This window comes from Sphingomonas sp. Leaf20 (assembly GCF_001421535.1).
GTDB lineage: Bacteria > Pseudomonadota > Alphaproteobacteria > Sphingomonadales > Sphingomonadaceae > Sphingomonas.
Genome location: NZ_LMKN01000008.1, coordinates 271477 through 296373 on the forward strand (window position 1 = coordinate 271477; position 24897 = coordinate 296373).

At 63.2% G+C, this 24897-nt stretch carries 19 protein-coding genes, 1 tRNA gene and 1 pseudogene; 8 read left to right on the plus strand and 13 right to left on the minus strand.

What is annotated here, in order from left to right:
- Positions 1 to 160: 160 nt before the first annotated feature.
- The 4 genes from ASE72_RS09575 to ASE72_RS09590 form a co-directional block, all read right to left on the minus strand.
- Positions 161 to 1060, minus strand: a complete 900-nt coding sequence (locus tag ASE72_RS09575; protein WP_056020127.1) for a pirin family protein — start codon at positions 1058 to 1060, stop codon at positions 161 to 163.
- The gene (locus ASE72_RS09580; RefSeq protein ID WP_056020129.1) at positions 1050 to 1565 is read right to left on the minus strand and encodes an NUDIX hydrolase; all 516 of its coding nucleotides are present in this window, start codon (positions 1563 to 1565) and stop codon (positions 1050 to 1052) included. The genes ASE72_RS09575 and ASE72_RS09580 overlap by 11 nt, the downstream gene beginning before the upstream one ends.
- 67 nt (positions 1566 to 1632) lie before the next feature.
- The gene (locus tag ASE72_RS09585; protein ID WP_056020132.1) at positions 1633 to 2355 is read right to left on the minus strand and encodes a glutathione S-transferase; all 723 of its coding nucleotides are present in this window, start codon (positions 2353 to 2355) and stop codon (positions 1633 to 1635) included.
- Positions 2355 to 2642 (minus strand): BolA family protein, encoded by a 288-nt coding sequence (locus ASE72_RS09590; RefSeq protein WP_056020137.1) that lies wholly within the window; start codon positions 2640 to 2642, stop codon positions 2355 to 2357. The genes ASE72_RS09585 and ASE72_RS09590 overlap by 1 nt, the downstream gene beginning before the upstream one ends.
- 137 nt (positions 2643 to 2779) lie before the next feature.
- On the opposite strand from ASE72_RS09590, the gene ASE72_RS09595 reads away from it, so the two are divergent.
- The gene (locus ASE72_RS09595) at positions 2780 to 3316 is read left to right on the plus strand and encodes a J domain-containing protein (RefSeq protein ID WP_082445926.1); all 537 of its coding nucleotides are present in this window, start codon (positions 2780 to 2782) and stop codon (positions 3314 to 3316) included.
- A 37-nt stretch (positions 3317 to 3353) separates the two neighbouring features.
- Here ASE72_RS09595 and ASE72_RS09600 read toward each other — a convergent pair whose 3' ends face one another.
- The 6 genes and pseudogenes from ASE72_RS09600 to ASE72_RS21185 form a co-directional block, all read right to left on the minus strand.
- Positions 3354 to 3938, minus strand: a complete 585-nt coding sequence (locus ASE72_RS09600) for a DUF922 domain-containing protein (protein ID WP_056020142.1) — start codon at positions 3936 to 3938, stop codon at positions 3354 to 3356.
- Positions 3935 to 4198, minus strand: a complete 264-nt coding sequence (locus tag ASE72_RS09605) for a ribbon-helix-helix domain-containing protein (protein WP_056020145.1) — start codon at positions 4196 to 4198, stop codon at positions 3935 to 3937. Before ASE72_RS09605 ends, ASE72_RS09600 begins: the two co-directional genes overlap by 4 nt.
- A gap of 7 nt (positions 4199 to 4205) precedes the next feature.
- On the minus strand, positions 4206 to 6029 hold the full coding sequence (cobT, locus tag ASE72_RS09610; RefSeq protein ID WP_056020148.1) for a cobaltochelatase subunit CobT: 1824 nt from the start codon (positions 6027 to 6029) through the stop codon (positions 4206 to 4208).
- Between the two features lie 4 nt (positions 6030 to 6033).
- On the minus strand, positions 6034 to 7038 hold the full coding sequence (gene cobS, locus ASE72_RS09615; RefSeq protein WP_055874633.1) for a cobaltochelatase subunit CobS: 1005 nt from the start codon (positions 7036 to 7038) through the stop codon (positions 6034 to 6036).
- A 134-nt stretch (positions 7039 to 7172) separates the two neighbouring features.
- Positions 7173 to 11855: an NAD-glutamate dehydrogenase gene (locus tag ASE72_RS09620; RefSeq protein WP_056020151.1), complete on the minus strand. Its 4683-nt coding sequence runs from the start codon at positions 11853 to 11855 to the stop codon at positions 7173 to 7175.
- A gap of 543 nt (positions 11856 to 12398) precedes the next feature.
- Positions 12399 to 13046 (minus strand): annotated as a pseudogene (locus tag ASE72_RS21185) (PAS domain-containing protein); the annotation flags it as partial.
- Between the two features lie 136 nt (positions 13047 to 13182).
- Between ASE72_RS21185 and ASE72_RS09630 the strand changes: the two are divergent.
- From ASE72_RS09630 to ASE72_RS20215, 3 genes are all read left to right on the plus strand, one after another.
- A tRNA-Thr gene (locus ASE72_RS09630) sits at positions 13183 to 13258 on the plus strand.
- A 113-nt stretch (positions 13259 to 13371) separates the two neighbouring features.
- Positions 13372 to 14019, plus strand: coding sequence for a hypothetical protein (locus tag ASE72_RS09635; RefSeq protein ID WP_056020158.1), 648 nt, complete (start codon positions 13372 to 13374; stop codon positions 14017 to 14019).
- Positions 14020 to 14515: 496 nt separating this feature from the next.
- Positions 14516 to 14914, plus strand: coding sequence for a hypothetical protein (locus ASE72_RS20215; protein ID WP_156350340.1), 399 nt, complete (start codon positions 14516 to 14518; stop codon positions 14912 to 14914).
- A 311-nt stretch (positions 14915 to 15225) separates the two neighbouring features.
- Here ASE72_RS20215 and ASE72_RS09650 read toward each other — a convergent pair whose 3' ends face one another.
- The gene (locus tag ASE72_RS09650) at positions 15226 to 15639 is read right to left on the minus strand and encodes a hypothetical protein (protein ID WP_156350341.1); all 414 of its coding nucleotides are present in this window, start codon (positions 15637 to 15639) and stop codon (positions 15226 to 15228) included.
- Positions 15640 to 16637: 998 nt separating this feature from the next.
- Here ASE72_RS09650 and ASE72_RS09655 point away from each other — a divergent pair.
- The 4 genes from ASE72_RS09655 (at position 16638) to ASE72_RS09670 (ending at position 24070) form a co-directional block, all read left to right on the plus strand.
- On the plus strand, positions 16638 to 17420 hold the full coding sequence (locus tag ASE72_RS09655) for a hypothetical protein (RefSeq protein WP_156350342.1): 783 nt from the start codon (positions 16638 to 16640) through the stop codon (positions 17418 to 17420).
- Between the two features lie 265 nt (positions 17421 to 17685).
- Positions 17686 to 19698, plus strand: coding sequence for a class I SAM-dependent DNA methyltransferase (locus tag ASE72_RS09660; RefSeq protein ID WP_056020173.1), 2013 nt, complete (start codon positions 17686 to 17688; stop codon positions 19696 to 19698).
- On the plus strand, positions 19695 to 20870 hold the full coding sequence (locus tag ASE72_RS09665) for a restriction endonuclease subunit S (RefSeq protein WP_156350344.1): 1176 nt from the start codon (positions 19695 to 19697) through the stop codon (positions 20868 to 20870). Before ASE72_RS09660 ends, ASE72_RS09665 begins: the two co-directional genes overlap by 4 nt.
- Positions 20867 to 24070, plus strand: coding sequence for a type I restriction endonuclease subunit R (locus ASE72_RS09670; RefSeq protein WP_056020178.1), 3204 nt, complete (start codon positions 20867 to 20869; stop codon positions 24068 to 24070). Before ASE72_RS09665 ends, ASE72_RS09670 begins: the two co-directional genes overlap by 4 nt.
- 276 nt (positions 24071 to 24346) lie before the next feature.
- On the opposite strand, the gene ASE72_RS20220 is transcribed toward ASE72_RS09670, so the two are convergent.
- Both ASE72_RS20220 and ASE72_RS19660 read right to left on the minus strand, forming a co-directional pair.
- Positions 24347 to 24625 (minus strand): hypothetical protein, encoded by a 279-nt coding sequence (locus tag ASE72_RS20220; protein ID WP_156350346.1) that lies wholly within the window; start codon positions 24623 to 24625, stop codon positions 24347 to 24349.
- A 47-nt stretch (positions 24626 to 24672) separates the two neighbouring features.
- Entirely contained in the window at positions 24673 to 24876 is a 204-nt protein-coding gene (locus tag ASE72_RS19660) for a helix-turn-helix domain-containing protein (RefSeq protein ID WP_082445929.1), read from the minus strand.
- Positions 24877 to 24897: the final 21 nt, after the last annotated feature.

Genomic DNA, 24897 nt, shown 5'->3' on the forward strand with positions numbered 1-24897 from the left:
TCGACAAGGGCCGGCTGCAACCTGCGATCCTCCCCCGCCAGGGGGAGGTGGCGCCGAAGGCGTCGGAGGGGGAGGAAAGGGAAACCGATGGTCCGTATACCTCCCCCTCCGTCAGGCTGACGCCTGCCACCTCCCCCCGGCGGGGGAGGATTTTCTGGGGTCAGGGGTAGCTGACCGTCTTCGGGATCGCCGGGATCTCGATCCATTCCTTCTCGTCGCCGGGCACCTTCGGGAAATTGCCGGCATTCCAGTCGCGTTTCGCCTGTTCGATGCGGTCGCGGTTCGAGCTGACGAAGTTCCACCAGACGTGGCGCGGCGTTGTGAACGCATCGCCGCCGCACAGCATCGCGCGGCCGCCGGTCGCCGAGCGGAGCGTCGCCGCGATGCCCGGGCGCAGCACGTAGAGCACCTGCGGCTCGAGCTTGACGCCCTCGAGCGTCGCCTCGCCCATCGCGAGGTAGATGGCGCGTTCCTCCGCGGCTGCGTCGATCGGGACGCTCGCGCCGGGATCGAGCGCGATGTCGGCGTAGATCGTCCCCGAATAGGTCGTGGTCGGCGCGGTCTGGCCCCAGAGGCTCCCCATGATGATCCGCGAGCGCGCGCCATGCGCCTCGATCACCGGCAGCTGCGCCTTGGTGACGTGCTCGAACGCGGGGTCGATCTCCTCGACCGCCTCGGGCAGCGCCAGCCAGGTCTGGATACCCGACAGACTGGGCCCTCCCGCGCGCTCGTCGCCGGGCGAGCGTTCGGAATGGACGATGCCGTGGCCCGCGGTCATCAGATTGACCGCGCCGGGCTCGATCCGTGCCTGCGTGCCGAGCGAATCACGGTGGTCGATCGCGCCGTCGAACAGATAGGTGACGGTCGACAGGTTGATGTGCGGATGCGGTCGCACGTCGATGCCCGTACCGATCTCAAGATGCGCCGGGCCCATCTGGTCGAAGAACAGGAACGGGCCGACCATCGTCCGTTCCTTGTTCGGCAAGGTGCGATGGACCTTGAACCCGCCCAGATCGTGCGTCGAGGGGAGGATGGTCTGGAGGACGAAATCATCCAGCATGGCGTCTCTCCGTGGCGTCGAGGAGTTCGACGAGGTCTGCTGGATAGAGGAGTTCGTCATGCCCCGCGATGTCGTTTCGGGAAAACCAGCGGTGACCGACGAGCAGCTTGCGCTCCTGATCGGTGAGCCCGCCCGCCGCCACGTCGCACGTCTCGATATCGACGCGGAAATAGCGTTCGTCGGCGGTGACCTCGACGCCCTCGAACGTGCGGAAGTCGACGACGCGGCGCGCGACCTCGGGGCCGCAATCCATGTCGAGGCCGACCTCTTCCCACAATTCACGACGCGCAGCGGCGGCGTAGCTCTCGCCCGGATCGACCGCGCCGCCCGGCGTGCACCACAAGGGCGGGCGATCGTCGGGGGTGAAGCGGAACATCAGCACGCGGTTTTCGCCGTCGACGAGCAGGATGCGTGCGGCGGGGCGCGGGGTGCGGCCTGATCCTCCCCCGCTAGGGGGAGGTGGCGCCGAAGGCGACGGAGGGGGCGGACACGGAACGGCGGTCATCGCTTGCCGCCCCCTCCGTCTCGCTGCGCGATCCACCTCCCCCTGGCGGGGGAGGATCGAAACCGGCTCATGCGGCGTCGAGTTCGGGATAATGGCGGAAGATGCCGTCGGTGTTGAACGCGATCCGGCGGTCGCTCTTCAGATACGCCTTGATGCCCGGCAGCTCGGCGACCTGGTCGCGGATGCGGACGAGGTTGGGATAATCGGGTTCGAGCGTCTTCATTCGCTGCGGGAACATGTAGCGCAGCCCCTCGACGATCTGGAACAGCGAGGTGTCCGCATAGCTCCATGCATGGTCGATCAGCCACTCGCCCGGATTGGCCAGTGCCGCATCCTCGAAATGGCCGAGGAACTTCGGCAGGCGCTCCTCGCGGAACTGCCTGGCGGCGCGCGCGGCCTCGGGCTTCTGGTCGTCGTAATAGTCCATCATCGCGACCGGATGGTGGACGTTGTGAACCTCCGCCACCAGATCCGCGATCGTCAGCTGCAACTGGTTGAGCCACAGCCGGTCGGCCATCGTCGACGGCGCGATCGAATGCCGTTCGCCGAGATACATCAGGATGTTCGCGACCTGCGCGATCACCAGACCCCCCTCTCCAGCGCCGGCCAGCTCGAGATAGGGCGGCGCGAACGGGGTGCGGCCGGTGCGGTCGTTGAGGTCTGCCATCAGCCCGTCCTCGCCGACCTGGCGCGCGCGGTCCTCATAGGGGATCCCGGCGGCTTCGAGCGCGAGGCGGACGAACTCGCCGCGCCCCTGAAGCGAAGGCCAGTACCACAAAATATAGGACATCAGAGCTCCCCGGGAGCGCGGGCCTTGATGGCGAGCGCGTGGATCTGCGTACTCAACAGATCGGCGAGCGCCTGGTTCACGAGCCGCTGCCGCGCGACACGATTAAGTCCTTCGAACGTCGGCGTTTCCACGTCGACGCGGAAATGCGTCTCGCCCGTGCCGTCGTCCCCCATGTGGCCGGCGTGGAGTCCGCTCTCGTTGACGACGGTCAGCTGCGTGGGGTTGAGCGCGGTGGTGAGGCGCGCGGTGATCTGGTCCTGTACGGAGCCGGTGGCGAGGTCTGTCATGCGCCCTATATAGCCCGTTTTGGAAGCGCGGGGAGCCGGTGGCGGACGACGATCGACATGATGACGGGCGCAAGGCCCGGAAGGAGCGCCCAAGCCCGCGGTTTCACGGCCGCGTGGAAGGGACGGGGCGCGTCTGCATGTGGCCGGGCTGTGCCGAGCCGGGCGAATTCCGCGCGCCGCCGCTGGAGGGGCCCAGTGATGGCGGGCCGCCACAGTTCCGCTGGTTCTGCCTCGAGCATGTCCGTGCGTTCAATGCGGGCTATAATTATTTCGACGGGATGACCGCGGACGAGATCCATCATGCGCAGCGACCGATGGCGGGCTGGGAGCGTGAGACGCGCGCGTTCGCGCATGGCGGCGGCGACACGCCGCCGAAATGGGCGGACTTCGCGGACCCGATCGACGCGATCGGCGCGCGCTTCGGCGAGCGGGTGGCGCAGGGTTTCGGGGGCGCGCGCAAGGATGGCCGCGTGCTGTCCGACGGCGAGCGGCGGTCGCTGCGCGTGCTGGGGCTCGGGACGGACACCGACCGGACGGCGTTGCGCAAACGCTACAGCGAGCTCGTGCGGCGCTATCATCCCGATCGCAACGGCGGCGACCGCGCGCATGAATCGGAGCTGCAGAAGGTCATCGCGGCGTATCAGCATCTGAAGGGGGCGGCGGCGTTCGCTTGATTTCGGCGACATGCCTCCGCTGGCCTGCCGCGCGGGGTCAGGGGAAACTGGCGCCCTGCGTCGCGCCGTGCCCGGTCTCGCGGTCATAGGCGATGTGATAGGCGTCGATTGCCGCCAGCGCCGCGCGGGCCGCACGATCCGCGGTCGCGCACGTCGCGCTGCGGATTGCCGCGAGCACGTCGCTCCGGCGGTCATAGGTATAGGCGACGTGCCCCGCCTCGTGCACCATGAGCGCCGCGAGATAACGGTCCCAGGCGGTGCGTTCGGCCGGGGTCAGGCGCGCCGTCGCCGCGAGACGCGGTAGCCGGACGGTGGCGGTGTAGCGGATCGTCGCCCTGCGGAGATCGCACCCGCCGCCGCGCGTGCGCGGCCAGCTCCAGCGCATGTCCCAGCTGCTGACCGCGTCGACGCGCGTGCCGTCATGCGCATCGGTCGGTCGCCTGGCATCGATCGACCGGCGGACAGCCAGCGCATCGTCACCCTCGACGAGATAGGGCGCGATCGTGACGTTGGGGATCGATGCGAAAGCATCGCGCGCCGGCGTGGCCGATACCGGGCTGGTCAACAGCGCGCCCGCCACCAGCGACGCGACACGACGTACAGTGGCAGGCGATGCGATCATTGCGACGCGTCGCGATCCGGTCGATGATGCGCGAGCAGCCACGTTCGCAGCGCGCTCGCGAGGTTGGGCGGATCGTCGCCCTTGATCCGGATCGCATCGATTTCCGCGACCAGCGCCGACAGCGGGAGCGCTGCCCCGCGCGCGGCGGTTTCGAGCGCCTGCCAGAAGATCGGCTCGAGGCTGATCGAGGTCTGGTGGCCCGCGATCGTGATCGACCGCTTCACGGGACCATGAAACCCGTCGCGCGGCGCGGCGATCACGCCGGCCTCACTCGGTATCGAAAAGCGAGGCGAGCTGTTCGATGATCGTACCGCCGAGTTGCTCGACGTCCATGATCGTGACCGCACGCGCATAATAGCGCGTCACGTCGTGGCCGATCCCGATCGCGACGAGCTCGACCGGCGACTTGGTCTCGATCCAGCCGATCACCTGACGCAAATGGCGTTCGAGATACGAGCCCGAATTCACGCTGAGCGTCGAATCGTCGACCGGCGCGCCGTCGCTGATCACCATCAGGATGCGACGTTCCTCGGGCCGCGCGACGAGGCGGGCATGCGCCCACATCAGCGCCTCGCCGTCGATATTCTCCTTCAGCAACCCCTCGCGCATCATCAGCCCGAGCGAGTTGCGTGCGCGGCGCCACGGTTCGTCGGCGCGCTTGTAGACGATGTGGCGGATGTCGTTGAGCCGCCCGGGCTGCGGCGGACGTCCCGCGGCCAGCCACGTCTCGCGCGACTGGCCGCCCTTCCACGCACGCGTCGTGAAGCCGAGGATCTCGGTCTTCACGCCGCAGCGCTCGAGCGTGCGCGCGAGGATGTCCGCGCTGATCGCCGCGATCGAGATCGGGCGGCCGCGCATCGACCCCGAATTGTCGATCAGCAGCGTGACGACGGTGTCGCGGAAATCGGTCTCGCGCTCGGCCTTGTAGCTCAGCGACAGCGTCGGGTTGACGATCACGCGGGCGAGGCGCGCCGCGTCGAGGATGCCCTCCTCCTGGTCGAAGTCCCACGAGCGCGACTGCTGCGCCATCAGTCGGCGTTGCAGCCGGTTGGCGAGCTTCGACACCGCCGACTGGAGATGGACGAGCTGCTGGTCGAGATAGCCGCGCAGTCGCGCCAATTCCTCGGCATCGCATAGCTCGGTCGCGGCGATCACCTCGTCGAACTGCGTCGTCCATGGCTTGTAGTCGAACGCGGTGCCCATGTCGGCGAAGGGCCGGTTGGGGCGGACGGGCTGCATGCCCTCCTCGCCGTCATCGCCGGGCTCGCCGTCGATGTCGTCCATCGACTCGTCGCTTTGCTCCTGGCCGTCGCTTTCCTCGTTCTGCTGCTCGGACTGTTCGCCGCGCGCCTCGACTTCGCCCTGGCCGTCCTCGCCCTGGTCGTCGCCTTCGTCGCCCTCGTCCTGCTGCTGCTCGTCGGTGCCCTCGTCCTCGGAGCCGTCTTCGTCGCTGTCTTCGGGGACCTGCTGTCCCTCGACGAGCTCGAGCTCCTCGAGCATCTTGCGCGCAAGGCCCTGGAACGTCTTCTGGTCGTCGATCGCATAGGCGAGCGCGTCGAGATCGGTCTTCTGCTCGATCCAGTCGCGAACCAGTGCAAGGCCGGGGGCGGCGATCGCGGGCGATTCCTGCCCGGTCAGCCGCTCGCGCACCATCAGCCCGAGCGCGGTCGACAGCGGCACCTCGTCGCGGTTGCGCGCGCGCGTAATCGGGTCGGCGCGCAGCCGGACGTCGAGCGCCATGGCGAGATTGTCGCTGATTCCGGCATAGCCGCGCGATCCCAGCGCTTCGACGCGTGCGGTCTCGACCGCATCGAACACCGCACGCGCGACCGCCTCGACCGGCGCGGCGCGATTATGCAGCGCGATGTCGTGATGCTTCAGCTGCAGCGCGAACCCGTCGGCGAACCCGCGCGCCTCCGCGACCTGCTCGGGCGGCAGCGCACGCGCGGGCATCGGCACCTTGATGTGCTTGCCCGATTGCGCCGGCGCGTCCGCGGTGAAGGCGAGCTCGACCTCGGGCTCCTCAGCGATCGCGCGCGCGGTGCCGGCGAGAACCGCCTTGAACCGGTCGAGAGGCGTTTCGTTCGCCAAGGCCTCAGGCCTTCCCCACCACGCTCTCGGGCAGGTCCTTGCCGAACACGCGCTGGTAATATTCCGCCACCAGCGGCCGCTCGGCCTCGTCGCACTTGTTGAGGAACGAGAGGCGGAACGCGAAGCCGACATCGCCGAAGATCAGCGCGTTCTGCGCCCAGGTGATGACGGTACGCGGGCTCATCACAGTCGAGATATCGCCGTTGACGAAGCCCTTGCGCGTCATGTCGGCGACGCGGACCATGTTCTCGACGACCTTCTTGCCGTCGGGCTTGTCATATTCACCCGACTTGGCGAGCACGATCTGCGCCTCGACCTTGGCGGGGAGATAGTTGAGCGTGACGACAATGTTCCAGCGGTCCATCTGGCCCTGGTTGATCTGCTGCGTGCCGTGATACAGCCCGCTGGTGTCGCCGAGGCCGACCGTGTTGGCGGTCGCGAACAGGCGGAACCACGGGTTCGGGCGGATCACCCGGTTCTGATCGAGCAGCGTCAGCTTGCCCTCGGTCTCGAGCACGCGCTGGATCACGAACATCACGTCGGGACGTCCAGCGTCGTACTCGTCGAACACGAGCGCGGTCGGGGTCTGCAGCGCCCAGGGGAGCAGGCCTTCGCGGAACTCGGTGATCTGCTGGCCGTCCTTGAGGACGATCGCGTCGCGGCCGATCAGGTCGATGCGGCTGATATGTGCGTCGAGATTGATGCGGATGCACGGCCATTTGAGACGTGCCGCGACCTGCTCGATATGCGTCGACTTGCCGGTGCCGTGATAGCCCTGGACCATCACGCGGCGGTTGTGCGCAAAGCCGGCGAGGACCGCGAGCGTGGTGTCCGCGTCGAAGACATAGGCGGGATCGAGATCGGGGACGCGTTCGTCGGCTTCGGAGAAGGCGGGCACCTCCATATCCGAATCGATGCCGAACATCTCGCGCACCTTCACCATGCGGTCGGGGGCGTCGAGGATCGTGGTTTCGCGGCTGTCGGGCTGGGTATTGGGAATATCGGTCATATTGGCCTCGTGTTCCCGGTAGCTCTAGGCCAAGCGCGGGGCGTTACTCAACCGCTGCGTATGCGATTGGCGGGAAGAGTGTGACGAACCGCCGGGCAGGCGCGGAGTTCCGCCCGGCGGTGTCGCCTGTCCGCTTATCGCCCGAGCAGGACGCGCGCCTGACCGGCGATCTGCGCAAGCATCGCCGCATTCGGTACCGCGGCGTGACGCGCGCGGTCGATCACCGCCCTGAACTGCGTGATGCGCGGGGCATTGGCGGCGAGCCACGCATCGACCGCGCCCTGCGGGTCCTTCGCGCCGCACCGGGCGAGGAATTCGAGGCGCAGCTGCTGGAAATCGCGGGCAAGCCCCGCGATCAGCAGGCGTTCCCACGGATCGCTCGGCGTGATCCGCGCGGCATTCGCCTGCGCCCAGTCGAGACCGAGCGCCTGGCCGAGATGCGTGAACGCGCGCGTCAGCACCGCCTCGTCGAGCGACAGCCGCTCACCCAGATCGGCAAGCCCGACCGCACCATCGAGCTCGAACAGCCGGACGACGGCCAATGCGAGATCATGCGGCGCGCCGGCAGCCTCGAGCTGCGCGGCGATCCGTCCGCTCTGCGCGCTGGCCTCCTCGAGCAGCAGCGCCTTGGTCTGCCCGTCGAGATGATGGATGCCCTTGCCGAGGCGGTCGAGCACCGTGCCCGGCATCGTTCCCGGCGCCGACACGCGGAGCAGGTCGGCGATCTGCGACCGGGTCGCGACCGCGACCTCGTCGAACAGCGCGATCCGCGCGGCCTCGGGCATCGATCGCCGTTCGATGTCCGTCCACAGCGCGGGCAGGTCGAACAACCGTTCGGCGACCACGAACATCGCCGCGATGTCGCCCATCGCCGCGCCTTCCTCTTCGGCGAGCTCGAACGGGTGGAGCACGCCGAGGCGGTTGACGATGCGATTGGCCAGTTTCGTCGCGACGATCTCGCCGCGCAGCCGGTGCTCCTCGATCGCCTGCGCGAACGTGTCGCGCATCGCCTTGGGGAACGCTGCATGGAGATCGGGGAGCAATGCCGGATCGTCACCCAGACCGCTCTGCTCGATCGAATCCTGCAACGCGAGCTTGGCGGTCGCGAGCAGCACGGCGAGCTCGGGACGCGTCAGGCCGTGCCCGTCGAGCCCGCGACGCAGCAGGTCGTCGTTCGAGCCCAGCCCCTCGACCGCCCGATCAAGCCGGCCATCGGCCTCGAAGATCTCGATGACGCGGACATAGCTCGGCATCGACGCGGGGCCACCGCCGCCGGTCGCAGCGACGCCACCCGCCGGGCCGACGCCGATCGCGGCACCACCCGCGCCCTCGGCGATCGACAGCGCGAGCGTCTGGAGACGATTGTCCTCGAGCACGAGATGCGCGACGTCGTCGGTCATGCTCGCGAGCAGCGCGTTGCGCGTCTCGTAGTCGAGCCGGCCCTCGATCATCTCGCGGTTGAGCGCGATCTTGATGTTGACCTCGTTGTCCGAGCAGTCGACGCCAGCCGAATTGTCGATGAAGTCGGTGTTGATCCGCCCGCCGCGCTCGGCGAACGCGATGCGCGCGGCCTGCGTCACGCCGAGATTGGCGCCTTCGCCGATCGCGGTGACGCGCAGGTCCTCGGCATTGACGCGCAGACGGTCGTTGGCGGGGTCGCCGACCTGGACGTTGTTCTCCGCCGCCGCCTTCACATAGGTGCCGATGCCGCCGAACCACAGCAGATCGGCAGGCGCCTTGAGGATCGCGGAGATCAGCGCGCCGGGTTCGATCTCGTCGAGCGTGATCCCGAGCACGGCCTGCGCCTGTTTCGACAGCTTGATGACCTTGGCGGTGCGCGCGTGGACGCCGCCGCCCTCCGAGATCAGCGCGGTGTCATAGTCCGCCCAGCTCGAGCGAGGGAGCGCGAACATCCGCGCGCGCTCGTCCCAGCTCGCCGCGGGATCGGGATCCGGGTCGATGAAGATGTGGCGATGGTCGAACGCGGCGACGATCTTGAGCGATTTCGACAGCAGCATGCCGTTGCCGAACACGTCGCCCGACATGTCGCCGCAGCCGACGACGGTGATCGGGTCGCTCTGCACGTCGATGCCGCGCTCGGCGAAGTGCCGCTGGACCGAGACCCAGGCGCCCTTGGCGGTGATCCCCATCGCCTTGTGGTCATAGCCGACCGACCCGCCGCTCGCGAACGCGTCGCCGAGCCAGAAATCGCGGTCGAGCGCGAGCGCGTTGGCGACGTCGCTGAACGTCGCGGTCCCCTTGTCCGCGGCAACCACGAAATAGGGATCCTCGCCATCGAGGATCGCGACGCCCGCCGGATGGACGACCTTGCCCTCGACGATGTTGTCGGTGATCGACAGCAGGGTGCGGATGAAGATCCGGTAGCTCTCGGTGCCCTCGGCCAGCCACGCATCGCGGTTCGACGGGGCAGGGAGCTGTTTGGGATAGAAGCCGCCCTTCGCGCCGGTCGGCACGATGACCGCGTTCTTGACGCGCTGCGCCTTCATCAGCCCGAGGATCTCGGTGCGGAAATCGTCGCGCCGGTCGGACCAGCGAAGCCCGCCGCGCGCCACCGGGCCGGCGCGCAGATGGATGCCCTCGATCCGCGGGCTGTACACCCAGATCTCGCGCCACGGCACCGGCGCGGGGAGGCCGGGGATCAGGTGGCTGTCGAGCTTGAACGCGAGCGCCTCGGCGGCGGCAGGCGTGAAGGCGTTGGTGCGCAGCGTCGCGCCGACCAGGCTGTGATAGGCGCGCAGGATGCGATCGTCGTCGATCGCGGTGACCGCATCGAGCCCGGCCTCGATCGCGGCGTCGGCATCCGCCGGGTGGCCGTCGTTCGCGGGATCATGCGCGGCCGCAAAGCGTGCGATCAACGCGGTCGCGACCTTCGGTGCGCGGCGCAGCGCGTCGACCACGGTGGTCAGGCCGTAGGGCAGCCCCGCCTGGCGCAGATAGCGGAACCACGCGCGGAACAGCACGACCGCCTGCGGGCTCATGCCGACCTCGACGATCAGGCGGTTGAACGCGTCGTTCTCGGCCGCGCCCTCGAGTACCGCCGCGATGGCGCGCTCGAGCGTCGCCGCGTCGGTGTGCGAGGCGTCGTCATTCGCCTCGAGCACGAAGTCGTGGACGAACGGATCGCTGTCCTCGCGCAGCCGCGTCGGCAACTCGCCGATCACGCGGAAGCCGAAATTCTCGAGCACCGGCACCGCATCGGACAGCTTGAGCGCACCGCCGAGACGGTAGATCTTGAGCTGGCGATCCTCGCCGGGCGCGCTCTCGATCAGGCGGACGCCGCGCGATCCCGGATTGTCGAGCGCCGCAAGCCGCTGGATATCGGCGGCGGCATCGGCCGCGGTGCTGACGTTGCGGTAATTCTGCGGGAAGGCCGCGGCCCAGCGCAGCGCGAGGCGCGCGGCGCGCGGCGGCGGCAACGTCTCGACCAGGGCCGCCTCGACGTCGGACACCCAGCCGCGGACCATCCGCTGAAGCCGCAGCGCGAGCGGCGCGACATCAGGCATCCGGCCGTCGCCGCGCAGGTCGAGCGTATAGCGCAGCATCGCGACCTCGCCGTCCTCCAGCGCGATCGACCAGTTGAGGATGCTCGCATTGGCGGCCTCGGCGAGCATGTCGCCGATCGCCACGCGGCGCCCGGTCGTGACGTCGTCACGCGGCAGCCAGACGAACCCGAACAGATGGCGGCCGAGCGCCGATTCGACCAGCACGAGCGCCGGGCGCGGGCGATCCGCGAGGCTCATCGCGGTCAGCGCGAGGTCCTCGAGCGCATCGGGGGGAAAGGCGACGACGAGGTCGTGCGGGAGCGCGGTCAACGCATGCGTCAGCGCCTTGCCGGCATGGCCGCGCGGATCGAACCCGAACTTCGCCTTCATCGCGGCAAGCCGCGTGCGGAGCACGGGCACGTCGCGCGGCATCGCCGCCAGCGCCGCGCTGGTCCACAACCCGCTATAGATCGACAGTCCGCCGATCCGGTCGCCTTCCATCACCGGCACGACGACGAGGTCGAGCGGCACCGCGCGGTGGACGGTCGAGATGAGGTTCGATTTCAGCAGCAGCGGCGCGAGGTTCCCCGCCTCGAACCACTCGATCGCGAGCATCCGCGACGCTTCGGCAAGGATCGGGACGGCATGCTGGTTGCGCGCAATGCCCAGCGCGGCGCCGGCGCTGCCGTCACGATGCCAGACCTGATGCCCCAGCAGCGTCAGATGGCCATCGAGGAACCAGCGGAGCAAAGCCGCGCCCTCCGCATCGGGGCCGTCGCTGTGGAGCAGTGCGATGTCGGTCGCCATCGCGCCCTGCATCGCGCGCCAGTCCTTCACCGCGGCGCGGACATCGGCGAGCACCGACGTCAGTTCCTCGATGAGCCCGCGACGATCGCGCGCGTCGGCACGTTCCATCTCGAGATAGATCATCGATTCGGCGTTACCCGAATCGCCGATCGACTGCAGGACGCCGTCGGGGCTGCGAACGGTGTGGACGACCGGGTGGATGATCCGGTCGATCGCGATGTCCTGCCCGGCGATCGCGGCGGCGATCGAATCGACGAGGAACGGCATGTCGTCGTTGACGATCGCCAGACGCATCCGCCGCCGCGTGTCGTCCGTGCTGATCGGCTCGAGCGCGATCACGGGCAGTCCGTCGCCGCGCTGGCGTGCGGTGGCGGCGACGAAGGCCGCGGCCTGTCCTGCCTCCGCCTTGCCGAAATCGTTGAGTTCGCCGGGCAATGCGCGCTCGGTCAATCGAGCGGACAGCGCCTCGGTCAGCGGGTCGATGAGGGTCGAAGAATGATCAGCCATGCGCGAGCCTATGCGCTCGGCGTTGATCGACCTCAAGGCTTGTGGCGGCTGCGAAGATGCATGCTGCAGTGCGGGATGTGCAGGTCCGGACCTGGATCGCGGTGCCGCCGCGGGCGCGTAGCATTGCCGCCTGACACCCTATCTGTCGATCGCCTCCAGCGCGCGTGTGATGAGCGGCTGGTCATCGGTGATCGCGCCGACGATGTCGAAACCGCCGCCCGGCGGGACGCGCGCGACGAGCAGCACGACGTCACCGGTCCGCACGCCGGCAGGTAGTGCTGCGCCGTCGATCGCGACATGCGCGAGCACGGCGCTGGCGCTGGCGTGCATCGGCGAGGCGGCGATGTCGGCGGATGACGGCGCCGACGGGGGCGGGGAGTCGAACTGAGCGCTCGGTCCGTCCGCCCAGATCGGGACGCCAGGCGACGTGGCATGCGCATGACCGACGGACGCGCCACCCTGGGTGCCACTTGAGATACCGCCAAGCCCCGGCATGTCTGGCGCCGTCATGGCGTAGGCTGCGAGGCCCGCATGGCTGCGCGGCGGCATCGCACGCACCGCGGCGTCGAGCTCGGCCGCCAGCGTCGCCTGCAGCCCCGCGTCGGCCAGCTCCTTCCAGTTGATCACGCCGTAGAGGAAATCGATTCCCTCGTCGTTCGACGCGAACGGCATCAGGATGCCGCGGTACAGCGTGGTCCGGCCACGGCTGTTGACGAATTCGGCTTCGAATCCGACGGGTGCGCGATTCGCGATGATCTGCAGATAGTGATCGGTCAGTCGCGACAGCAGCGAGCGGCTGGGTACGTCGGCGATCGAATCGATCCGCCCGACGAGCCCGCATTCCTCGCGCAGCGCGGTCCCCAGGAACGCGATTCCGGGGTCGGTGATCGGCATCCCGCCGCGTTGCGGATCTGCGCCGTTCGTGGTCCTGAAATCCATCAGGACGCTGTGCGGGCCGAAATCGGCGATCGAGCCGGGATCGAGATCGGCGATCGTCGGATAGGGGCGTCCCTTCAGCAGCGATACCCAGTGATTATACGCACGGACATGCATTCGCCGCTCGTCGCCGCCGAGATCGAACATGACGTCGTTGATCCCGGCATCGGCGGCATCGCCGGCGCCGGCGGTGGCTGCACTGCCCTCGGCCCGCATCGTGGCCTGGCCGTCATCAAGTTCGCGCGCACTCGTCATGCCAAAACTTCCCCGTGTCATGGTACCATGCTGTGCACCGCGTTTGGTAAACGGAGCGTAAATCCGCGTTGGCGCTTGTCAGCGCCAATTTCCCCTGTTAAGCGCCGCCCCCTCGACCGGAGAGATCCATCGTCGGGCCGCTTTAGCTCAGCTGGTAGAGCATCGCATTCGTAATGCGGGGGTCACAGGTTCGAGTCCTGTAAGCGGCACCACCCTTCTTTAAGTTACATAACGTTGGTCAACAGTGTGTTTCCTACGGGAGGCGGACTGGCTAGGCTATTCGTTTGGGTCCTCCGTGGGGCGCTTTGGGTAGGAAGTGGTGGCTATGCTTCGCTTGATCTGTGTCTTTGCCTTGGCTGGACTGGTAGCTGTGGCCCCCGCATCGTCCCAAACCGTGCTCCCTCCCAATCAGCAACTTCTCGTGGGCAAGTACCACTTTGAGGAGGAGGGCATTGCGATCAACGTTAGCCTGAATGCGGACAGCACCGCGGTTTACAGCATCGGAGGAAGTGTGGGCATTCGCGCCGAGGGCACGTGGGACGTACGCGGCGAGAGGATCCACATTTTCAACAAGCCAGGACCGGTCAAGCTGGAGCAGGTGGGGGCGCCCACGCGTGACCCCAGCGTCGCGTTGCGTGTCGTCGCGCAGTTACCGGACGGTTCGCCCGCTGAAGGCCTCGCGGTGACGTGGCCCAACGCCGCCGGGCTATTCTACATGAGCGATGGCAAGAACGAGACTAGGCTGGAAGAGGGGCCGGTCATCGGGGAGGTGAGCATCGAACGAGAAGCCGACAGCAAGGGTCTGGCGACGTTCCCCATGAAAGCCGGTGGAGCGAACAGCTACCGGTTCACCTACTACCCGAGCGACGTCGAACCGTTCGACTTCGAGGCGAGGGCCTTGGATGCGAACGCCGATGTGCTGGAAGTCGAGGTTGGAAGCGCGTCTGCGAAGCTGCAGCGTGTTCGGGACTGACACCCGTATTCGGCGCCATCAATCTACAGCGCCTTCACGAGGTAACGACGGCGGCTGAGGGGTAAACGGCCTTTCACCTAAACTCGCTGCCTCGAACGCTTTGGGGAGCGAAGACGGCTGAGCGATTTATGTCCCTATAATTTTCCAAACCATCGCCCAATGACAGGTATGTGACCGCTAACGACGTTTCCAGGAACGAAGCTTCTGTTTCAAGGTTAACGAAGCTGCCGCCCTCGAGTGGAGGTGAATAATTGCGCGCTGCGGCAACCTATGCAGCGCGGGTTGAGGACTGATGTGATGAATCAAGCAGACCCCAGCAAGTTCGCCAGTCAGCTTGAGAGCATGATTGAGTTTGCGGATGCTCATGAGGAATTCGTGCTCGGCGCTTGGCTTTCGCAGGCGCTGAACCGCATAAATGCAATCACTGGGGCCTCACAGGGCTTGTCTTCCGCTACGGAATAGGTTCGTTGTTGCCGGCCTCGGGTATGGAGTGATCATGAAGGGCAATGAGGAGGCCGCGCAGATTGCCAGTGCCATTCTGTCATTTCGACGTTACCGTTCGCGGGCTTTGTCACCGAATATTTTTGGTGAGCCGGCGTGGGAGCTACTGCTAGAAGTCTTCGTCGCTGACGCCGTGGGTGCCCCGATGATCGGGAGGATCGCCGCAGAACGAAACGAAGCGTCACCGAACGTTATGTCACGTTGGCTTAGGCATCTTTCGTCCGAGGGCTTGCTCGTCGGCGACGGTGACGCGAGCCTAGACGACGAACTGACACTTTCTGGATCAGGCATGGCGGCTATCGAAGCGGTGTTGCTGCAAGCACGTTCTCTTAAAGATGGCATCGTACCAACCCCGAGCGTTAATAACGAAAGCGATAGGTCGAATACCCGCTAACGACGTTTAACGGTTCGAATGTTAAATAACGGTTGTACGCAAAATCGGGTGTGCCGGATGTTAAGAGCGGGCTTGTGTTAGTACTGAATAACAGCGGCCCTTGCGTGCTCGCGCTTTGTGCGCGGTCCAAACAAACTCGTCGAGGCGATACGGTTTATCCACTCAGTGGCGCCCATCAAACGGGAGTGCTCCAACGTATATCGGTCACCGTCATGCTGTTGGTAAGTCTCGACGATGTCCGACGTTAAGTCGGAAATCAAACCGAAGATACCCGCAAGCTTGAAAGCAAACGGGCGAGGCTCCGTCGCCGGCTAGGATGGCATGTCCACAGACGGATGGTAGTACATTGAGCTGATCTTTCCCGCCCCGTTGACAGCCATAAAAAAGTCGATCTTTGCGGTCGCAAAGGTGATGCGGAACAGATGTCCGCCGGGAGGAGCGCCAAGATAAGTGACGGTTTGTGGGGTGCCCAGCTTGATGATCATTTCGCCGCCCTCGGGGTGATCCCTGACAATCTGCGCGACCTCGGGCGTCATCGCGCTGTAATCGATTTTACCCCCAGGTGCGGCACCTTTGAGGAGCGCTTTTAAAAGGGTTTCGGCCGATGTCGCGCTGGTGGTCATGGACGGAGCGGTTTGTTGAGTAGCAGAAGCAGCTTGAACTACGATTTGAGAGGCCGGCGGCGAGACGGCAATCAATGCGGCGGCGACGAAAAGAATTGTCATGAGAAGGCTCCAAATCAAAAGAAGAGGAACGCCATACTGAACCGCGACACTGATTCGACCGCTCTTGGATAAGCGATGATCGCCGTTGCCGGTTAATACCAGACAAACCGCTTCTTATCGAGGGGTCATTTGCACGGACTTTAGTAAGCGGCACCACCTGCTTTATGGCACTTTTACAAGGAGACCGCCGCGGCTGAGACTGGCAGGTCGTTCGGCTGGGCAGCCCGTTTGGGTCCTGCTTGCGAAAGGGCTTTGAGTTGGAAGCGTGCTCAACCAAGCGGCAGTGCCGCGACCTGTCAGAACTATTTGCCCTGCCGATCAAGAGGACTCGGCCTCGTTGTCGATACATCCGGAATAGCACGCCGAGCGATAGCTGCCCTAAGGGCGTTATCTAAATGGGCGCCTAACAAAGGTTGATCGCCGTCGTCGGCAACGGCTAGCGCTTCTCCAATTAGGGCAATCAGCCGTTCCAGGTGCTGCGCGGCGGTCTCACGAGCTATCACGGGCGGAGTGCCTTGATCATTTTGGCGTACCCGTCGGCGCGCGCTAAATGAGCCATGCGAGCTGAGACGTCCATACAGGCCGCCGCCTGTTCTCGGGCTTTCTCTTCGTTGCGGACAAGGGTCTTGAGATCGCTCGCGGTGCACATGCTTCTGCTTCCATCAAGCGGGAGCGCTGCAGCGTCTCTCAGTCGCCGCCATGCCGTTGGCGAGTCGCGGCGATGAGGCATGGTATGAGATTGCCGCAGTCTACGATACCGATAATCATACGTCTCGTTGACTGATCACAACCCGTCAGCGGCACCACCTACTTTATGGTAATTCCACAAGGGAACGGCGGCGGCTTGGGATGAACAGTTGTTCGGCTGGGCAGCCGTTTGAGGTCTGCTTGGGGCGCTTTGGGTCAGGAACGGCACCTCGACACAACGGATACCCGGTTAATTGCCGAGACCAGCTTTCAACCTTTTGATTGGTCTTTGCATCGGTTAGGATGGCTCTGTGATCGAAACTACGGCACCTTTGCCTTCATCCCTGCTGCACGGCGTCGAGGCGGCCATTTCCGACGCGCTTGGTATCGCCAACGTCCGGCACGGGTCCGCCCTTCACTCCCTAAAAATCCCTGACGACGTTGATCTCGCTGCCACGGTCTACGAGACGATAGCGGCCAATTGGCTGGCTGGTGATGCTGATGCAAATAAAGATCGCTCGCGCCAGAACTGGCGTTGGACACTCCAACCGCAAATTGGCGCCGAGAACCGGAGCCCCGAGGTGGTGTTGGAGCGCGCGATTGCGTCAGCTTGCGCTGCGGCAGGTCGAACAGATTGGACCAATCAAATTCCGGTCGCGTCTGGGCTCATCCTAGGTGCTTCCGACGGGAGGCGCGCGATCGACCTTGGGCAGCGGCGCGGAGAGGGCCACTACGAACTTATTGAATTGAAGATCGCGAGCGACACCCCGCTTTTCGCCGCAGTCGAACTTCTGGGTTATGCAAGCCTTTGGCTACTAGCGCGGAAGTACCCGCCGGTCACCAAACCTGCGCTCCTTGCCGCCGAACGCGTCGATCTTCGTGTGCTTGCGCCATCCGCGTTCTATACCACCTTTGACTTGCGGGGTTTGGAGTACCGATTGCACGAGGGGGTTCAGCGACTTGGCGGCTGTCAGGGTGTAAGGCTGTCCTTTGCTTTTGATGTTTTGCCTCTTACCCTAACAACAAACGTGCTCCCCGACGGTGAGAACGTCCTTTTTGGGCTTGAGCAGCGCACTGCTTTGCACAGAGTCTGACGGTTCGCAGCACCACCTTTTGCGAGCATTTTCAACAGGGAGCGGAGGCGGCTGAAGCTCAAGGGCTGTTCGGCTGAGTAGCCGTTTAGATCCCGCTCGGAGCGCCTTGGGTAGGGAGGCTGGATCGACCCAGGCCGTACCCGTGTCTGATCCAATCATTGGGCGCCAACTCGGAGCATGGGGGCAAAGGCATAGGCGTCACGCCTTGTAGCAATGGTTAGTCCTCCCTAGACCTCAACGGCATTACGGGAGGCTGGCCAGCATAATGAGTTTCAACGACATCGAAGCACTCGAAAAGCGCCTGTGGACGGCGGCGGACCAATTGCGCGCAAACAGCGATTTCGCCAGCAACGAATATTTCCTGCCGGTCATGGGTCTGATCTTTCTGCGGCATGCCTATAGCCGCTATCTAGCCGTCAAGCCTCAGATCGAAGCGGGCTTGCCCAGTCGGGGCGGCGTGACTCGTCCGCTGACTAAGGAAGACTTCACAAGCCGGGGCGCGATCTTCCTGCAACCCGAAGCGCAGTTCGATCATCTCGCCAGCCTGCCCGACGGTGCGGACCGTGCGGCGGCAATCATCGCGGCGATGGAGGCGGTCGAGCGCGACTATCCGGCGCTCGGGGGCGTCCTGCCCAAGAATGAGTATCAGACGCTTGAGAACGACGTGCTCGGCGACGTGCTGCGCATCTTCAACGATCCCGCGCTGCAAACTGCCAAGGGCGACGTGTTCGGGCGCATCTACGAATATTTTCTGACGCAATTTGCCGATCAGAGCGCACACGACGGCGGCGAGTTTTTCACGCCCCCGTCGATCGTTCAGATGATCGTCAACGCGATCGAGCCGGATCATGGCAGCGTGCTCGATCCCGCCTGCGGCTCGGGCGGCATGTTCGTGCAGAGCGCGCATTTTATCGAGAAGATGCAGCAAGACCCGACCAAGGTCGCCACCTTCTATGGTCAGGAAAAGAACGCAACGACTATCCGGCTGGCCAAGATGAACCTTGCCGTTCACGGGCTGGAAGGGCGGATCGAACCCGGCATTACCTATTACACCGACGCGCACGAACTGGTCGGAAAGGCCGATTTCGTGATGGCAAATCCTCCGTTCAACGTTGACGAAGTGGACGCGGAAAAGATTAGGAAGGACCCGCGCCTGCCGTTCGGCCTGCCCGGCGTGAACAAGGGCAAAAAAGTCTCCAACGGCAACTACCTGTGGATCAGCTATTTCTACAGCTATCTGTCAGACAAAGGCCGTGCGGGATTCGTTATGTCGTCGCAGGCGTCGAGTGCGGGCGGCGAAGAGGCCAAGGTTCGGCAAAAGCTGATCCAGACCGGCGATGTCGATGCGATGATCGCGCTTCGGGGCAATTTCTTCTACACCCGCAGCGTGCCGTGCGAATTGTGGATGTTCGACAAGGCCAAGGCCCCGGAACGTGCCGACAAAGTGCTGATGCTCGACGCGCGGCAGGTGTTCCGTAAGGTGACGCGCAAGGTCTTCGATTTCTCGCCCGAACAATTGCAGAATCTGACCGCCATTTTCTGGCTGTATCGCGGACAGGAAGCGCGGTTCCGCAATCTGGTTGCCGTCTATCTCGACAGGGCGATGGCGGAGGCGCGGGCTTGCGAGGCAGCGATGAAGCCGTTCCTCGAAGCGCTCGATGCGCTGATCGAGACGCTGGAGGATGGCGGGCCGGAACCGCTCACCGATGCCCGCGCGGTATTCCAGGCGGATTGGGACGCGCATGTGCTGACGACCACAACGCTGGGCGATGACTGGAGCGACGGCATCGTTACCGCGCGCCTGCTGCACGAAGCCCATGACGATCTGGAGCCGTTGGCGGAGGCCAGCCGCGATCTGATCAAGCAGATAGATCAGCTCTTCAAACTGGCAGAAAAGGCGCACCGCGATGCGGGCGGCAAGCGCGGCAGGGCTAGTCCGGTCAAGGTGCTGGAGGAAGCGCGGATCGATGCCGTCGATCAGCTCAAGTTAGTGCGCTATTTCCATCGGCAGGCACGTTGGCTGCTGAGCCGCTTTCCCGACGCGGAACTGGTCGCGGTGCCGGGGCTGGTCAAGCTGGTGGATCATGCCGAACTGGCGGCGAATGATTGGTCGCTGACGCCGGGTCGCTATGTCGGTGTGGCCCCGGAAGAAGAGGATGAGGATTTTGATTTCGAAGGCGTGATGCGCGATATCCATATCGAGCTGGCCGGGCTGAATGCGGAAGCGGCAGTGTTGGCAGCACAGATTCAGGGAAATCTTGCAGGGCTTGGACTGTGAATTGGAATCAGACAAAACTTTCGGACCTGATCCTTCCAGTAAAGGGGTCATTGGTTTCTGGGCCTTTTGGGTCGAACATAGGTTCGCGTTTCTTTGTTAATAAGGGTGTCCCTGTCATTCGAGGAAATAACTTAACCAAAGGAAGTGAAAAATTCCGAGATAATGGGTTCGTTTTTTTGACGGAATCGAAAGCCAGTCAATTTCCTAATTGTATTGCATTAGAGAACGATATTATTTTTACTGCTGCGGGGTCGATCGGGCAAGTAGGAATTATACCAAAGAACTGCAGATTTGATAGGTATATAATCTCAAATAAGCAAATACGCGCCCGGTTAAATCAAGATATAGCTGACCCTCTTTTTGTATATTTTTGGTTGTCTTCGCGGAAAATGGTTTCTTACATAGAGTCTCAAAATAATGGCGGAGCAGTGCCGTTGCTTAATTTGGGGTTGATAAAAAGGCTTCCGGTCCCGCTTCCGCCATTCAAAACACAACAGCGCATCGCCGCCATTCTCTCCGCCTATGATGATCTGATCGAGAATAACCGGCAGCGGATTGCCTTGTTGGAGGAGGTCGCGCGGCAGCTTTACAAGGAATGGTTCGTCCGCTTCCGCTTCCCCGGTCATGAACATGTCAAAATTATCGACGGTGTGCCGGAGGGGTGGGAGCGGCTTCCACTTGGTGACGTGCTAACCCTTCAACGTGGTTTTGACCTGCCTGTGTCCGATCGAAATGAAGGCGCCGCGCCGGTTTATGGATCGACCGGCATTGTGGGTTTTCATGACGTAGCGAAGGTTGACGCTCCAATGCTGATCACAGGCCGGTCTGGATCACTTGGGCAAGTCCGTTTCGTCTCCATCCCTTGCTGGCCACTAAATACCGCACTGTGGGTGCGAGAGTTTAAGCGAGCGAGCGCATGGTTCGCGTATTTCCTGCTTTCTGAGATGGGTTTGGAGAAGTTCAACGGCGGAGCTTCGGTGCCGACCTTGGATCGAAAGGTGGCTCATGCGGCGCCAGTCCTCTTGCCAAGCGTACGACTATTGGAAACATTTGACGAAACCGCGCAGCACATTTTTAAATTGATCGACAACCTGGCCAGGCAAAACAAACAAACTGCCAGAGTTCGCGACCTCCTCCTCCCCAAGCTAATGAGCGGAGCCATCGCGGTATGACCGCATTGAACGAAGACACGCTGGTTCAGGCGACCATGGCCGACTATCTAGCCGACGCGCTTGACTGGGACAGCGTGTTTGCGTTCAACACCGAAACGCTGGGCGCGGAAGGTTCGTTGGGGCGCGCGTCCGAAAACGATGTCATACTGACCCGCCATCTGGGCGAGGCGCTGATCCGGCTGAACCCCGGCCTGCCGGATGCAGCCTATAAGGACGCGCTGCGCCAGATTACCGATGTGCCGCTCGGCTCCAGCTTGCTGGCGATCAACCGCGATGCCTATGCGCTGATCAAGGACGGCGTGCTCGCCAGCTTTCGCGATGCGAAGGGTGCGCTGGTCAAGCAGCGGCTGCGCCTGATCGATTTCGACACGCCCGAAAACAACCATTTCTTTTGCGTGCGCGAATTGTGGATCAAGGGCGACCTGTATCGCCGCCGCGCCGACATCATCGGCTTCGTCAACGGCCTGCCGCTGCTGTTCGTCGAGTGCAAGGCGGTCCACAAGGACATCCGCCACGCCTATGAACAGAATCTGTCCGATTATAAGGACACGATCCCGCACCTGTTCCACCACAATGCCTTCATCATCCTGACCAACGGTCACGAAGCGAAGATCGGCTCGCTTTCCAGCAAATACGAGCATTTCAACGACTGGAAGCGGCTGGAGGAGGATGAGCCAGGCGTCGTCCATCTGGAAACGATGCTGAAGGGTGTGTGCGCCAAGGGCAATTTCATCGACCTGCTGGAAAACTTCATCCTGTTCGATGATGGCGGCGAACGGATGGTCAAGATCGTCGCGCGCAATCACCAGTTTCTGGGCGTCAACCGCGCCATCGCGGCGGTGCGCGATCGCAAGGCGCGCGACGGCAAGCTGGGGGTGTTCTGGCACACGCAGGGGTCGGGCAAGAGCTATTCCATCGCCTTCCTGACGCAGAAGGTGCACCGCAAAATCGGGGCGAACTTCACCTTTCTGGTCGTCACCGATCGCATCGACCTGGACGGGCAGATTTACGGCACCTTTGCCGGGTGCGGGCTGGTCAATAACGACAAGGCGCAGGTGCGGGCCGGGACGGGCGCGGAGCTGAAAGCTTTGTTGGCGGTGCAGAAGCCCTATGTCTTCACGCTGATCCATCGTTTCAATCTGGACGTGAACCCGGACGATCCCTATTCGGATCGCGACGACATCATCGTCATCACGGACGAAGCGCACCGGACCCAGAATGGTCTGCTGTCGCTCAACATGCGCAACGCTCTGCCCAACGCCAGCTTCCTGGGCTTCACCGGCACGCCGCTAATGACCGGCGACGAGACGACAAAGCAGACGTTCGGCGATTATATCTCCACCTATGATTTCCAGCGGGCGGTGGAAGATAACGCCACGGTGCCGCTCTATTATGACGCGCGCGGCGACAAGCTTGGCATCGCGACGAACGACCTGAACGAGAAGATCGCGGCCAAGCTCGAAGAACTGGAGTTGGACGATCCCAGTGTGACCGAGCGGCTCGAAAAAGAGCTGAAGCGCGAATATCACATCATCACGGCAGAGACCCGGCTGGAGACGGTAGCGGCGGACTTCGTCGAGCATTACACGACCGGCTGGGAGTCCGGCAAAGCGATGCTGGTGTGCATCGATAAGGTAACGTGCGTCCGCATGCACGCGCTGATCGCCAAGCATTGGGATGCGCGGATCGCCAGCCTTAAGAAGGAATTGGCGCAGGCGACCGACGAGCAGGATTTGGCGGATCGGCAGCGGCAACTGGCCTGGGTGCGCGCAACCAAGGCGGCGGTTGTGGTGTCTGAGGAACAGGGCGAGGTCGATCGGTTCCGCAAATGGGGCCTCGACATCAACCCGCACCGCGCGCTGATCAAGAACGGTTTCGAGACCGATGATGGCAAGCGCCTGGATCTGGAATCGGCGTTCAAGAAAGAGGATCATCCCTTCCGCATCGCCATTGTGTGCGCGATGTGGCTGACCGGCTTCGACGTGCCGAGCCTATCGACCCTGTATCTCGACAAGCCGCTGAAAGCGCACACGCTGATGCAGGCGATCGCGCGTGCGAACCGGGTGCACGCGGGCAAGAACAATGGCCTGATCGTCGATTATTGCGGGATATTGAAGAATCTGCGCAAGGCGCTGGCGACCTATGCCGGGACGCCCGGCGGCGGGCTGGGCAATTCGGGCGATCCGCCGCCCGAAATCGATCCGGTGCGCCCGCCCGAAGAACTGCTGGCCGATCTGGAAGAGGCGATCGACGCGGTAGACGGTTTTCTCGCGGCGCGCGATTTCCGGTTGCTCGATATCTTGGAAAAGACTGGCTTCGAGCGGAACAGGGCGATCATCGACGCAAAGGAAGTAGTCAACGAGAATGACGAAAGCCGCAAACGCTTCCAGATTATGGCGCGCGAGGTCTTCAAGAAATTCAAGGCATGCGTGAACTTCCGCGCCGTGAACGCCTATCGGCAACGCTTTGCAGCGATCAAGGTCATCTACAACAGTGTGGAAGATGATGTAGCGAAGGCGGACATTTCCGACATCATGCGCGAGTTGCACGCTGTTGTGAATGCGAGCATCGAAACGAGCATTGATGCCTACGACCAAGACGATCGTCTTTATGATATAAGCAAGATAGACTTCGAAAAGCTAAAAAAGGAATTCGAGCGCAGTCCGCGCAAAAATACCACCGTTCAGAGCCTGAAAAACGCAATTCAGACTAAGCTGGAAATGATGCTACGCCAGAACCCGTTGCGCACAGATTTCCAGAAGCATTTCGAAGAACTAGTGGCGGATTATAACAGCCAGAAGGATGCAGTGCAGATCGAACGCGTCTTCGCCGCTTTGCTGGTGCTTGCGGCGGAACTCGATGATGAACAGCGTCGAGCAATGCGCGAGGGGCTCGACGAAGAGACTCTCGCTCTTTTTGACCTATTGCTGAAGCCCGACTTGGACAAGGGCGATATCGCGAAGCTCAAGCGGGTCGCCGTGGGCCTTTTTGAAATTCTGAAGCAGCAGCTCGACGTCATCCAAGGCTTTGCCGGGAAGCAAGCCACACGCGACACGGTCCGGATTGCGATCACCGACTTTCTCTACGACGACCGAACGGGCCTTCCTCAAAGCTATACCCCGAGCGAGGTCGAGATGCGGGCTTCCGCCGTATTTGCCTACATCCTCAGCAGGGCAAGGCCGCCGATACACGCACAATGAGAGCAGGACCACGTTCCAGGATCGGAAGCGCATTCTGAGAACGCGGAGGATGGGGCATCTTATACAGGAACGGCAACATTACTGTCGTTCCGGCAGCAGCTTAGGTTCGATCCCAAGCGCGTCGCCAGTCGCCCCAGTGATCGCACAGACGGGTTCCTAGTGCCGTGTTCGAGATCGCGCACGTAGCCGCGTTCCATAACCCGCATCGACCGCCAACCGCGCCTGCGACATCCCCTTCAGCTTCCGATGATGGCGCGCGTTCGCGCCAAAATTAAATTATCCGACTACGTACTGAAGCTGTCGATCACTAGCGAGAACTTCTCGACCATTTTCCACGTACAGCTCCACCCGTTTGAGTCGTCCGGTAGTAACTGCCTTTTTGAAAATCTTACCGAAGCGCTTTTTGTCTGCTTGATCAGACCAATATTCCCCATAAATCTCGTCAATCTTTTTAAGGCCTTCGTCGGTCACGTCGATACGCCACTGCGCAATCTCTAATTCCTCCGTGGTCATTTCACCTGCATCGGCAGGCTTATTAAACATATCTGTCGGCATATGGCTGTCCTTTTGATGGCAGCCTTAACAGGCTGTAGTTTGGCAGGCTAATCGAGCAGATCTCCCAATTGGCAATCTAGCGCGAAGCCGATCCGCTCTAGCACTGAGACTGTAGGGTTCCGTACAACCCGTTCTATGCCACTGACATAGGTCCGATCGAGGCCTGCTTCATCGGCCAGAGTCTCCTGCGACCAACCACGCTCCTTGCGCAGCCGCTTCATATTCGCAGCCAGTCGATGCCGGACGTCCATCCGCCAGCCTGAGCCGATATG